Genomic DNA, 11,873 nt, shown 5'->3' with positions numbered 1-11,873 from the left:
ACGACGAGTCGGTTGCAGTACCACCCGCGCGATTAGCTCAGCGGGAGAGCACTACCTTGACACGGTAGGGGTCACTGGTTCAATCCCAGTATCGCGCACTCGACTTGACGAGTCGGTTGCAGTACCACCCGCGCGATTAGCTCAGCGGGAGAGCACTACCTTGACACGGTAGGGGTCACTGGTTCAATCCCAGTATCGCGCACCACAGCCGAGGGCCGTGATTCACTCCGGATCACGGCCCTCGGCGTCTGCGCAGCTGCTTCCGTCAGCGTCTGCGCAGGTACGACGTCTGCGGGTGCCGGGTGCGTCGTCCCTCACCGGACTCCGCACCCGACACCCGCTGCCTGCCGAGGCCCGCCGCGCACCCGTGACGCCCGTCCGCGTCATCCAGCCAGGTGTGCGGCCGCGCTCGGCCGACGCCTTCCCTTCCCCAAGGGTCAGCGCCCGATCAGAGTGGCCACCGCGTCGGCCTGGGCGGCCAAGTGGTCCCAACCGCCGAAGAGCACCACCAGCAGGGCCGCGCAGGGCAGTGCCATCGCCAGCGCCACGGCGGGGTGGCGCGGGCCCTCGGCCGCCGAGGGGCGGCGGGTGCTCCGGCGCCGGACTGCCTCGGTGAGCTGCGTGGCCATGGTCTTCTCCTGCCCGTCCTGATCCCTGCGGCCGTCGCTCGGCCTCGGTGTTCTCCGTTGTTCACAACGCTATTGGCCCGATCGGCCCCGCACGTCATGCCCGCGTACCGTCCTGCGGGCATCCCCTGGGATGACGGGACCGGGCCCGGCGTACTACCTCCGGGGGAGGCGGATTCGCGCGCATCCCCGAGGGAACCCTGAGACCGACCCCGAGGGGGTGCTCCGCCCCTGGTCACAGGTAGCGTTCGGGTGTCGGGAATGTGATCGTCCGGTGCGGGCGGCCATCGGACCGCCGGTGCGGGTGTTGCGTATCAGCACACCGCAACCCGCAGTCCGTAAGCTGTGCCGGAGCGGGAATCTGACGACGCCCCACCCGACGGGGTATCACCCCCCAGGATGACGGGCCACCGAATGACGGGAAGCGGACCATGGCGATGATGCGGCTGCGGCGTGAGGACCCCCGCATCGTCGGCCCCTACCGGCTGCACCGGCGCCTGGGCGCCGGCGGGATGGGCGTGGTCTACCTCGGCTCCGACCGCCGGGGGCAGCGCGTCGCGCTCAAGCTGATCCGGGCCGAGCTGGCCGAGGACGCCGAGTTCCGCACCCGCTTCGCCCGCGAGATCGCCGCCGCCTCCCGGATCCGGGGCGGCTGCACCGCCCGCGTGGTCGGCTCCGACATCGAGACCGACCGCCCCTGGCTGGCCACCGCGTACGTGCCCGGCCCTTCGCTCTACAAGCGGGTCGGCGACGAAGGCCCGCTGCCCTGGCCCGAGGCGGCCCGGATCGGCGCGGCGCTGGCCGACGGGCTGGTGAAGGTGCACGAGGCCGGGGTGGTGCACCGCGACCTCAAGCCCTCCAACATCCTGCTCTCCCCCAAGGGCCCCCGGATCATCGACTTCGGCATCGCCTGGTCGCGCGGAGCCAGCACGCTCACCCACGTCGGCACCGCCGTCGGCTCCCCCGGCTTCCTGGCCCCCGAGCAGGTCCGGGGCGTCGCCGTGACACCGGCCACCGACGTCTTCGCCTTCGGCGCCACGCTCGCCTACGCCGTCACCGGGGACACCCCGTTCGGCTCGGGGGCCTCCTCCGAGGTGATGCTCTACCGCGTGGTGCACGAGGAGCCGGACCTCTCCGCCGTACCCACCCCGCTCGCGCCGCTGGTGCGGGCCTGCCTGGCCAAGGAGCCGGGCGAGCGGCCCGGGGCGGCCGCGCTGCACGAGCGGCTCAGCGAGCTGGCCGCGCGGGGCGCCGCGGCCGGTCGCGGCCGGGGCCCGGCCGTCCAGCCGCCGCCTCCGGCCCGGGTCACCGGGCCCGGGGAGCCGGTGATCGGCGCCGGGCGGCCGGGCGGTGCGCCCGCGGCCGGGCCGCGCCGGCCGCACGGGCAGCCGGCCACGGCTCCGATGCCCTGGGCCGAGGCTCCTGGTGCGCCGCACGAGCGGCCGGGCACCCGGCCCGAGACCGGCCACCGCACGCCCGCCCGCCCGGACGGACGGGCCGGTCAGCGGGAGCGGACCGGCGGCCTGCCCGGTCCGCGCGACCGCCAGCACACGCCCGTCCCCGGCCGCCCCGGGCGGCCCTCCCGGCAGCGCCTGCTGCGCCAGCGTGCGGTGGTCTTCGTGACCGTCACCCTCGGCGTGGCACTGGCGATCGCCGCCGCGCAGGGGTGCGAGAACCGCAGCAAGCAGGGTCTCGCCCCCGCGCCCGGCCGACCCTCCGTGACGGCCGCGCCCTCGGCACCGGGCGGCCTCTCGGCCGACGGCGCCCAGACCTCCCCCGCTCCCCCGCTGGCCGCCGTCGCCCACGGCACCGGCGACTCCGCCCTCGGCCCCGCCGCCGGGCCCGTCCCCACCGTCGACTGGGGCAACCGCAGCTACCCCGACCCGGCCGGCGGCCCGGCCATCCACCTGAAGGACGGTCACTCGACCGCCGACGGCGCCCAGATCGCCCTCAGCTCGGTGCTGCCCGCCCGCTACCGCGACGCGGCCGCCGTCGTCGTGGTGCTGCGCCGTTCCGAGGGCGCCGTCCCGGTCGACCTGGTCGAGCTCTTCGGCCTCACCACCGACTCCCCCACCCTCCTCGCCTCCCGCGCCTCCGCCGCCGACGCCACCGCAGTGGCCACCTGGCGCCTCGACGCCGGTGCCCTGGTCCGCGACGAACGCGTCCCCCAGACCGGCACCGGCGCCTCCACCCGGTACGTCATCCGCACCGACGGCACCTTCGACGAATCCTGGCCGGGCGCCGCCGTCTCCACCGGCTGAGCCGCCTCCGCCACGGCTACGGCCGGTGGAGACGGCCCCCGAGGCGTGGGTTCCCGCCGCAGCCGCACTCTTCCCGGCTCGTACCGCAGCCCCGAAGCCCCGCAGCCCCGAAGCCGCCGGCCGACGATCGGGTTCCGGCCTCCCTCCGCCTTGCCATTTTCTGTTATGCCAATTGACACAACTGACGGCGGTTCATAGATTCCTCCCCATGGACGAGGCCAAGAAGCGGGGCCGGCCCCGGAAGAACCCCGAGCAGTTGGCGCGGTGGACTCCCCCCGAGGGGTGGTCACGGCTGGTGGCCTGGGTCTCGCCGGAGGAGAAGAAGGCACTCAAGCACGTGGCGGTCGAGGCGGAGGTCTCGGTCGCCGACCTGGTCCGGGCTCTTGCGGGGGGCTTGGCCGCCGGGGCGATCACCCACGAGGAACTGCTCGGGCACGTCAGAAAGGGCCTGAACGTCATGGAGAAGATCCCGACCCTGTTCGACCGGGACGACGCCTTCCGCGTCGTGGACCGGCCGCGCGCCGAATGTGCGTGGGTCTTCGAGGGGGAGGGCGTGCCGACCGAGAAGCTGGACGGCACCAACGTCCGCCTCACCGTCCGGGCCGGCCTGCTCGTCCGGGTGGAGAAGCGCCGCAACCCGACCAAGGCGCAGAAGCAGCAGGGCATCCGGGACGGCTGGTACGTCGACACCGACGAGCAGGCCGCCGAGGACAAGTGGATCCTGGCCGCCGCCCGCAACACCGACACCACCGCCTGGCCCGACGGCGAGCACTCCTGCGAGGCCCTCGGCCCCCGCATCCAGGGCAACCCCCTCGCCGTGGCCGAGCACCACTGCGTCCCGTTCAACCTCCAAGTCCCCTTCTTCCAGGACGTGCCCCGCACCTACACCGGCCTGCGCGACTACCTGGCCGCCCTGGAGAGCCGCTACACCCCCGGCGCCCTCGCCGAGGGCATCGTCTTCCACCACCCGGACGGCCGCCGCGCCAAGATCAAGCGCAAGGACTTCCCCCAGGCCGCCTGACGGACGGCGTCCGGCGAGAGGGTGGTCGTGGTGAAGAGGACGCGTGAGGCCGCGGTGGCTCTGGTGCAGCGGATCATGGACGGCGACTACGCCGACGAGGCGGAGGCCGAGCGCCTGTTGGAGACCGTGGCCGGTGCCCTCGGGTGTCCGCCCGGCCGTCTCATCGACTTGGTCTTCTGGCCCGACGGGCCGGAGCCGGCCGCCGCCGAGGCGGTCGGCCGAGCGCTGGAGTACCGCCCCTTCGCCCTGTGAACCGGATACTCGCGTGCGGTCGGCCGCGCGGCCGGTCTAGCGTGGCGGGTCTGTGCACGAGGAGGGGGTTGCGGTGCTGGTCATGCCCGGGCGGCGGACGTCGACGATGGAGCTGCTGGCGGTCGAGGCGGCAGGGCGGGGGATGGCGGTCGCGGCGGCGGAGGAGCTCGGGGAGGTGGCGGGGCCGGCGTACTGGTACGGCGGGCCGGTGGCCGGGGCGCGGGTGGCGGGGCGGCTCGGGGTCGGGCTGTTGGAGCCGGCGGACGGGTGGCTGGCCGAGTTGCCGGTGGAGTTCACCGGGCGGGAGGTCAGGGCGGGGACGGTGGCGGATGCGTGGGCGCTCGACCGGCCGGCCTTCGTCAAGCCGCCGCGGGACAAGTCGTTCCCGGCGGACGTCTACACCGACGGCTCCCGGCTGCCCGCCGGGCTGGATCCGGCGACGCCCGTGCTGCTCTCCGAGGTGGTGACCTTCGCGGCCGAGTACCGGCTCTTCCTGCTGGACGGCGAGATCGCCGCGGCGAGCCGGTACGCGGTGTTCGGCCGGCTCGACCCCCGCCCGCTGACCGCGGAGGGGCCGGAGATCGCCGAGTTCGTCAGGGAACTGGTGGCGTCCGGCCCCGCCCTGCCGAGCGCCGTGGTCGTGGACGTCGGCCAACTCCTCGACCCGTACCGCCCGGGCCACCGCTGGGCCGTGGTGGAGGCGAACATGGCCTGGTTCTCGCACGCCTACGCCGCCGACCCGGCGCGGGTCCTGGACGTGGTGCTGCGCGCGGCCGGGCCGCGCGAGCGGGTCCGGCCGGGCGACCTGCCGTTCGTGCGGGCCTGGAGCCGGCCGGTCTTGCCGGGCACGCGCTAGAGGTCGATCGTCAGCAGCGGGAGCTCGCGGCCGGGGATCGAGCCGGAGGGTTCGGAGCCGGTGCGGCGGGCGCCGCGGGCGAGGTAGAAGGCCTCGGCGTGCGGGTCGGCCGTGACGGTGAGCCGGGTGAAGCCCTCGAGCGTGGCCGTGGCCGTCGCGCGGGCGTGCAGCAGGCTGCCGATGCCCCGGCCGATCGCGGGCGGGTCGACGAAGAGCATGGCCAGCTCCCCGACCGGAGGCTCGCCGGCCAGGGTGACGAAGCCGACGACGCGGCCGTCCTGTTCGGCGACCACCGTGCGGGAGGTGTCCTCCGGGCGTAGGGTCAGTTCCTCGCGGCAGGCCGCCAGGAAGGTCTCGTCGTAGCCCCGGTGCGCCTTGGACCGCAGGGCCAGCGCGCTCAGCTCCCCCGCCTCCTCCGGCCGGGCCGGCCGGAGGAGCTGCGGGAGGGCGAGCACGACGTACGGCACGGTGTCGCCGGGCAGCAGGTAGCGCTCGGTCTCCACGTACCCGGCCGCGAGGGCGAAGGCGATGCCCTCCTCGTTGCTGGCCAGCACGCAGGTCTCGATGCCGTCCCCGCCGAGGAAGGGGGCCTGGTCGAGGCCGTGGCGGTGGAGCCTGGTGCCGAGGCCCTGGCGGCGGTGGGCGGGGAGGATCCGGGCGATCACGGTCGCCCGGGTGGTGTCCTCGTCCGGCGGACGGACGGTGGAGCAGCCGACCAGGGTGTCGCCGAGGTGGGCGGTGAAGAGCCGGTTGACCTTGGCCCGCTCGTGGACCTGCAGGACCGACAGCAGATGGGTCGGGATGATCGTGTTGTGGACGAGTTGCCAGTCCCTGGCCTGTTGCAGGGTGACGACGCGTTCGATCCGGAGCTCGCTCATCGGAGCAGCCAACCGGCCGCACCCCCACCGGTCAACGGATTAACGGATCAACTGCCCGGGGCCGGCCGGGGATGGCCCTATGCTGGCCGCTTCCCGGTGATCACAGGAGCGGAAGGCGGACGCGGTGCAGAGCGGCACGGTCGTGGCAGGACGGTACTTGATGGACCGTCCGATGGGCGCCGGCGGAATGGGTGAGGTCTGGGCGGCCGAGGACCAGCTGCTCGGGCGGCGGGTGGCGGTGAAGCTGCTGCACCGGACCGACGCCGGCTCCAGGGAGCGCTTCCTGCGCGAGGCGCGGGCCGTGGCGGGGCTGCAGCACCCGGGGATCGTGGTGGTGCACGACTTCGGCGAGGTCGACGGCCTGCCGTACCTGGTCATGGAGTTGCTGACCGGCCGTTCGCTGGAGGCCCGCCCGGGCGACAGCGCGGTCACGGTGGGCTGGGCGGCCGAGGTGGGCTCCCGGGTCGCGGAGGCCTTGGCGGTGGCACACGCCGCCGGGCTGGTGCACCGGGACGTCAAGCCGAGCAATCTCTTCCTCACCGAGGACGGCGCCGTCAAACTGCTGGACTTCGGCCTCGTCCACGAGCGCCCGCAGGCCGTGGAGGAGTCGGGCAGCGGCGAGTTCACCGTCGCCGCCGGAACCCGCGGCTACATGGCGCCCGAGCAGTACCGCGGCCTCGGCGTCGACGCCCGCGCCGACCTGTACGCCCTGGGCGGCACCCTGCACGCCCTGCTCGTCGGGTGCCCGCCGACCGACGGGCTGCAGCTGCGTCAGCTGCGGCCGGACGTGCCCAAGGAGTTGGAGCAGCTGATCGGCGCTCTGCTCCAGGCCGACCCGGCGCAGCGCCCGGCCGGGGCCGCGGCGGTCGCCGACCGGCTGCGCCAGCTGGCCGAGCGCCACGGCGGCCGGAAGGCGCCGAAGACGGTGCAGCAGATACCCAAGAGCCGCAGGCTGTGGCAACCCCTGACTCCGAAGCAGCGGGTGCGCCGGGGCGTGCTGGCCGGTGCGGCCGCGCTCGTCCTCTCCCTGGCCGCCGTGAAGGCCTTCGACGTGCCGTACACCACCGGCGCCGTCACTCCCGGGTGGGAGCCGAACCACCCGACCGCCTCCCCGGTGCCGGCGCAGCTGCACCCCGGCGACTGCCTCTCCTACACCAAGCCCGCCACCGCACTCGACACGAACCTGGACGCGGGCCTCGGCTGGACGCGGTTGGACTGTGCCCGCCCGCACCAGGCGCAGGTCGTCAAGGTGCTCACCCTCACCGATCCGACCTTCGCGGCGAAGTGGCACACCGCCCTCGCGATCCTGAGCAACGACTGCGAGACGGCGGCCACGGACGCCACCGCCACCCTCCCCTCGCCCGACTTCGCCCGAACCGTACTCGGCCCGACCCAGGCCGACTGGCTCTCGGGCGCCGGCCGCTTCGCCTACTGCACCGTCCACCCCCGGTACGAGGACACCATGGCCGTGGACCTGCGCCCGGTACGGGGCAGCTGACCTCGGACGCGTGAGCGGCGCTACGCCCGGACGCTGTAGAAGGCGACGGCCGCTGCCGCGCCGACGTTGAGGGAGTCGATGCCGTGGGCCATCGGGATGCGGACCAGGTGGTCGGCGGCGGCCATGGCCTTGGCGGTCAGGCCGTCGCCCTCGGCGCCGAGCATGAGGGCGGCCTTGTCCTGGGTGGCGACGGTGGCGAGGTCGACGGCGCCCTCGGCCGGGGTGAGGGCCAGCAGGGAGAAGCCGGCCTCCTGGACGGCGGCCAGGGAGGCGGGCCAGGGGTCGAGGCGGGCGTAGGGGACGGCGAAGACGGCGCCCATCGAGACCTTGACGGCCCGTCGGTAGAGCGGGTCGGCGCAGTCGGGGGAGAGCAGTACGGCGTCCATGCCGAGGGCGGCGGCGCTGCGGAAGATCGCTCCGAGGTTGGTGTGGTCGACCAGGCCTTCCAGGACCGCGACCCGCCGGGCGCCGGCGAGCACCTCGGCCGCCGTCGGGAGCGGCTTGCGCTCCATCGAGGCCAACGCTCCCCGGTGCACGTGGTAGCCGGTGACGGCCTCGGCGAGCGCCGGGTCGACCACGTGGACGGGTGCGTCGGCCTCGGCGATGACGTCGCCCATGACCTCCAGCCACTTGGGCGTCAGGAGCATCGACCGCATCCGGTACCCGGACTCGACCGCCCGCCGGATCACCTTCTCCCCCTCGGCGATGAACAGCCCCTCGGCGGGCTCACGGCGGCGCCGCAGCTCGACGTCGGTCAGGCCGGTGTAGTCGGCCAGGCGGGGGTCGGTGGGATCGGTGACGGTACGCGGTTCGGACACACCCATGATCCTAGGGTCTGTCCGGCCGATCGCGTCGGACAGCGGGCGTCGTTGGGTGCCGCGCGGGCGGCGCCGACGCGGGGGCACCTCCCGGCCGAAGGCTGGGGGCAAGTCCATGCGGAGCATCGGCGACTGAGGAGAAGCCGTCGAAGGGCCCCTCCTGCCCGATGCCGGGCAGGAGGGCGCGTGCCCCGGCGGCGCCCGCCCGGCGGGATCGGCCGGACAGATCCTAGGTGGTGAAGGGGGTGGCCGAGTCAGCCGGTTGGAGGGCGGTGTCGGGGAGGAGGCCGAGCTGCTGGAGGACGCAGGCGCGGTCGTAGGCGTCCACACCCCGGGCGATCCGGCCGTCCTCGGCGAATTCGAGCAGGGCCATCAGGTCGAGCGAGAACCGCTTGCCCCGGGCCGACTCCGGGAGGCAGAGGAACGGCTGCCGGATCGTGGCGCCGTACCGGACGTGGGCCACCGCGTGGGAGGGGCCGAGCTGCACGCCGGTACAGACGGAGCGGATGTCGGCGAAGAGCTCCCCGGCCCGGCTGAAGTACTCCTGCAGCTCCGCGTGGCCCCGGTAGGTGTGGCCGAAGGCCTTGTCCTCGATGACGGCGTCCTCGGTGTAGTACGCCATGGCGTCGCCGGGGGCCGTGGGCGACTCCCACATGGCGACCCAGCGCTCCACGAACGCCCTGCGCTCGTGCTCGTCGAAGCCTGGCACGGGATCAGTCCTTTCCGGGAACAGCGGCGCGCGGGGACCAGTGCCGGAGCACGGCGGCCATCACCTGGGGCCGGGCCAGGCCTGCCGGGGAGCCGGTCAGGCTGACGGCGTCCCAGACCGCGGCGGCGACCCGGGCGTCGGCGGCCGCGGCGCGCATGGTGGCCCGGAAGGAGCGCGCCAGCAGGCCGGCCAGCGCTGGGTGGGTGCCCGGGACCTGCGGCATGGACCGGTCGGCCATGGTGGAGAACAGCCAGGGGAGCCGCACGGCCCGGGCGGCCTCCCGGTAGAACCGCCGGGGCAGGCCCGCCGTGCCCTCGGCCAGGCATTTTCGCAGCGCCTTCGCCTCCAGGGCGGCGACCGTCATGCCCGCCCCGTAGATCGGGTTGAGGCTGCACACCGCGTCCCCCACCGAGACCAGCCCCTCGGGGAGACTGCGCAGCCGGTGGAAGTCCCGGCGGAGGGAGGCCGGGTAGGCGAAGGAGGAGATCCCGGTGAGGGGCTCGGCGCCGCGCAAGGCGTGCCAGGTGTCGGGGGCCAACAGGCCCTCGGCGAAGCCGAGGAACTCCTCCGGCGCCGTCGGTGGGTGGTGGCCCTTGCCGAAGCCGTAGAGGGAGAGCACCCAGGCGTCGTTCTCCTGCTGGGTGAGGACGGCGCCGCGCGGGCGGCCCTGGGTCGCACCGATCAGCACGCCCTTGGCCGTGCCCAGGGCGCCCGGGGCCACCTGGTAGCGGCGGCTGGCGTAGGCGACGTCGACGTGCAGGCGCTGCACCGGGGGCTCCGGGTAACCCAGGGCCCGGTGCCAGGCGGCGCCCCGGCCCGCGCGGCCCATCGCGTCCACCACCAGGTCGGCGGCCACCGGCTCGGCGGAGTCGGGCCCGCCCGGGCGGGCCAGCCGGACCCCGACCACCCCGGCGGGGGCGTCGGCGAGGGGCTCGACGGCCTCGAGGCCCGTCCGCAGGGTGACGTCGGGCAGGGCGGCGACCCGCTCGCGCAACCGGCCTTCCAGGAAGGGCCGGCTCACCTGGAGCACCCGGCCGAGCGGCACCTGGCGCAGGCGCGAGCCGAAGAAGACGATCTCCAGCTCGTCCAACGCCCCGGCCAGCGTGCCGCCCTCGGCCGCCAGCTCCTCGACCAGCCCCGGGAAGAACTCCGCCAGCACGACCGCACCACCGGGTGTGAGCGAGTGGACGTGCGCCCCCTGCGGGACGCCGCGCCGGACGCCTGACCCGGCCGGGGCGCTGTCCCGCTCGACGAGCGTGACGTGGTCGAACACCCCGGAGAGCGCCCTGGCGGCACAGAGGCCGCTGATGCCCGCGCCGAGGACGACCGCGTGGCCGGTGCCCCGCCGGCCGCGGCTTCGCTCCGCACTCACGTCGCCTCCGATCGTCTGCGTCCTGACGGACCGTCGAGCTGGCGACGTCACCCTCCCACCCGGCCACCGGCCGACGGCAGCCCTTTTTCGAGCCGATCACTCGTCCGAGTGAGGGCGGCCGACGGTTTTCACCCGAACGGCCCCGAGAGGACAGGCAGAAGGCTCCCCGGCAGCAGCCGGGGAGCCTTCGGAGCGCAGGGCTTACCGGCCCAGGACGTTGACCACGTCGCCGATGACGATCACGGCCGGCGGCTTGATGCCCTCGGCCACGACCGTCTCGCCGATGGTGGCCAGGGTGGCGTCCACCCGGCGCTGGGCGGCGGTGGTGCCCTCCTGGACCACGGCCACCGGGGTCTCGCCCGCGCGGCCGTGCGCGATCAGGGCGGCGGCGATCTTGTCGATCTTGTCCACGGCCATCAGCAGGACCAGCGTGCCGGTCATCTGCGCGACGGCGGCCCAGTTGGTCAGCGAGCGCTCGTCCCCGGGGCCGACGTGGCCGGAGATGACGGTGAACTCGTGGGTCATGCCCCGGTGGGTGACCGGGATGCCGACGGCCGCGGGCACGCTGATCGAGCTGGAGATGCCGGGCACCACGGTGACCGGGATGCCCGCCTCGGCGCAGGCCAGCAGCTCCTCGCCGCCGCGCCCGAAGACGTACGGGTCGCCGCCCTTGAGCCGGACCACGAACTTGCCGGCCTTGGCGTGGTCGATCAGGGTCTGGTTGATCGCCTCCTGGGCCATGTACCGCCCGTACGGGATCTTGGAGGCGTCGATCACCTCGACGTGCGGCGGCAGCTCGGCGAGCAGCTCGCGCGGGGCCAGGCGGTCGGCCACCACCACGTCCGCGTCGGCCAGCAGGCGGCGGCCGCGCACGGTGATCAGGTCCGGGTCGCCCGGGCCGCCGCCGACCAAGGCGACGCCCGCCGGATGGGCGCGGTACTGGCGGGCGGCGATGGAGCCGTCCCGCAGGCCCTCGACGATGGTGTTGCGCAGGGCGGCCGAGTGGCGCGGGTCGCCGGTGAGGACGGCGACGGTGGCACCGGCGTCGTGCCCGGAGGCCGGGGTCCAGGCCGTGGCGGCGGAGGCGTCGTCGCTGCGGGAGCAGAACACCCGCAGGCTCTCGGCCTCGGCGCTGACCTGGTGGTTCACGGCCGGGTCGCTGCTGGCCACCAGCACGTACCAGGTGTCGGCGAGGTCGCCCGCCGCGTAGCCCCGCCGGTGCCAGGTGATCTCCCCCGCGTCGGCCATCGCCTGGACGGCCGGGGTGGTCTCCGGGGATATCAGGTGGATCTCGGCGCCGGAGGCGATCAGCGCCGGGAGACGCCGCTGGGCCACCTGGCCGCCGCCGACCACGACGACGCGGCGGCCGGCCAGCAGCAGGCCGACCGGGTACGGGGTGAGGCCCTCGGTGCTCGGGTGGGGGTTGGGCGCGGTCATCGGCGGGGCTCCTGGGTCGAGAGGGGTCGGGGGTGAGACGGACCCCCGCATCCGGCGCGCCCGGGGGTCTGTCGCACCATTCGCGTCGGATCAGGCCGGGTCTCCCCCAGCCTTCGGCCGGGAGGTGCCCCCTTGGTGCGTGCTC

At 74.6% G+C, this 11,873-nt stretch carries 10 protein-coding genes, 2 tRNA genes and 2 pseudogenes; 7 read left to right on the top strand and 7 right to left on the bottom strand.

The window, feature by feature from the left end:
- The first annotated feature begins 26 nt into the window (after positions 1-26).
- Positions 27-98: transfer RNA gene (locus ABT095_RS23270), tRNA-Val, on the top strand.
- 32 nt (positions 99-130) lie between these two features.
- Positions 131-205, top strand: a tRNA-Val gene (locus ABT095_RS23265).
- A gap of 232 nt (positions 206-437) precedes the next feature.
- On the opposite strand, the gene ABT095_RS23260 is transcribed toward ABT095_RS23265, so the two are convergent.
- A complete protein-coding gene (locus ABT095_RS23260) occupies positions 438-629 on the bottom strand; it encodes a hypothetical protein (RefSeq protein WP_350531392.1) in 192 nt (63 codons plus the stop codon).
- A gap of 428 nt (positions 630-1,057) precedes the next feature.
- On the opposite strand from ABT095_RS23260, the pseudogene ABT095_RS23255 reads away from it, so the two are divergent.
- From ABT095_RS23255 to ABT095_RS23240, 4 genes and pseudogenes are all read left to right on the top strand, one after another.
- A pseudogene (locus tag ABT095_RS23255) lies at positions 1,058-2,335 on the top strand (serine/threonine-protein kinase); the annotation flags it as partial.
- 760 nt (positions 2,336-3,095) lie between these two features.
- Positions 3,096-3,908 carry a hypothetical protein gene (locus tag ABT095_RS23250; protein ID WP_350531391.1) on the top strand — a complete coding sequence of 271 codons (813 nt, stop codon included), beginning with the start codon at positions 3,096-3,098 and terminating at the stop codon, positions 3,906-3,908.
- Between the two features lie 30 nt (positions 3,909-3,938).
- Positions 3,939-4,160: an e9imm peptide gene (locus ABT095_RS23245; RefSeq protein WP_350531390.1), complete on the top strand. Its 222-nt coding sequence runs from the start codon at positions 3,939-3,941 to the stop codon at positions 4,158-4,160.
- A 106-nt stretch (positions 4,161-4,266) separates the two neighbouring features.
- Complete coding sequence (locus tag ABT095_RS23240; RefSeq protein WP_350531424.1) at positions 4,267-5,016, top strand: ATP-grasp domain-containing protein; 750 nt, start codon at positions 4,267-4,269, stop codon at positions 5,014-5,016.
- On the opposite strand, the gene ABT095_RS23235 is transcribed toward ABT095_RS23240, so the two are convergent.
- Together ABT095_RS23235 and ABT095_RS23230 are read right to left on the bottom strand one after the other, a co-directional pair.
- Positions 5,013-5,471, bottom strand: a complete 459-nt coding sequence (locus ABT095_RS23235) for a GNAT family N-acetyltransferase (protein ID WP_350531423.1) — start codon at positions 5,469-5,471, stop codon at positions 5,013-5,015. The two genes, ABT095_RS23240 and ABT095_RS23235, sit on opposite strands and share 4 nt — an antisense overlap.
- A gap of 60 nt (positions 5,472-5,531) precedes the next feature.
- A pseudogene (locus ABT095_RS23230) lies at positions 5,532-5,894 on the bottom strand (GNAT family N-acetyltransferase); the annotation flags it as partial.
- A gap of 160 nt (positions 5,895-6,054) precedes the next feature.
- Between ABT095_RS23230 and ABT095_RS23225 the strand changes: the two are divergent.
- On the top strand, positions 6,055-7,392 hold the full coding sequence (locus ABT095_RS23225) for a serine/threonine-protein kinase (RefSeq protein WP_350531389.1): 1,338 nt from the start codon (positions 6,055-6,057) through the stop codon (positions 7,390-7,392).
- A gap of 20 nt (positions 7,393-7,412) precedes the next feature.
- Here ABT095_RS23225 and ABT095_RS23220 read toward each other — a convergent pair whose 3' ends face one another.
- The 4 genes from ABT095_RS23220 to cobA form a co-directional block, all read right to left on the bottom strand.
- Positions 7,413-8,216 (bottom strand): TrmH family RNA methyltransferase, encoded by an 804-nt coding sequence (locus ABT095_RS23220; RefSeq protein WP_502884969.1) that lies wholly within the window; start codon positions 8,214-8,216, stop codon positions 7,413-7,415.
- Positions 8,217-8,439: 223 nt separating this feature from the next.
- Positions 8,440-8,919: a nuclear transport factor 2 family protein gene (locus ABT095_RS23215; RefSeq protein WP_350531387.1), complete on the bottom strand. Its 480-nt coding sequence runs from the start codon at positions 8,917-8,919 to the stop codon at positions 8,440-8,442.
- A gap of 4 nt (positions 8,920-8,923) precedes the next feature.
- Entirely contained in the window at positions 8,924-10,291 is a 1,368-nt protein-coding gene (locus ABT095_RS23210) for an FAD-dependent oxidoreductase (RefSeq protein WP_350531386.1), read from the bottom strand.
- 201 nt (positions 10,292-10,492) lie between these two features.
- A complete protein-coding gene (cobA, locus tag ABT095_RS23205) occupies positions 10,493-11,728 on the bottom strand; it encodes a uroporphyrinogen-III C-methyltransferase (RefSeq protein WP_350531385.1) in 1,236 nt (411 codons plus the stop codon).
- Positions 11,729-11,873 lie beyond the last annotated feature (145 nt).

Source organism: Kitasatospora sp. NPDC002227, from assembly GCF_040296285.1.
Lineage (GTDB): Bacteria > Actinomycetota > Actinomycetes > Streptomycetales > Streptomycetaceae > Kitasatospora.
This window is presented reverse-complemented; position numbering and strand designations above follow the sequence as displayed.

Coding starts and splice junctions, on each gene's coding strand:
- ABT095_RS23240 (WP_350531424.1), top strand. CDS start 4,267: ATGGAGCTGCTGGCGGTCGAGGCGGCAGGGCGGGGGATGGCGGTCGCG.
- ABT095_RS23260 (WP_350531392.1), bottom strand. CDS start 629: ATGGCCACGCAGCTCACCGAGGCAGTCCGGCGCCGGAGCACCCGCCGC.
- ABT095_RS23225 (WP_350531389.1), top strand. CDS start 6,055: ATGGACCGTCCGATGGGCGCCGGCGGAATGGGTGAGGTCTGGGCGGCC.
- ABT095_RS23250 (WP_350531391.1), top strand. CDS start 3,096: ATGGACGAGGCCAAGAAGCGGGGCCGGCCCCGGAAGAACCCCGAGCAG.
- cobA (WP_350531385.1), bottom strand. CDS start 11,728: ATGACCGCGCCCAACCCCCACCCGAGCACCGAGGGCCTCACCCCGTAC.
- ABT095_RS23220 (WP_502884969.1), bottom strand. CDS start 8,216: ATGGGTGTGTCCGAACCGCGTACCGTCACCGATCCCACCGACCCCCGC.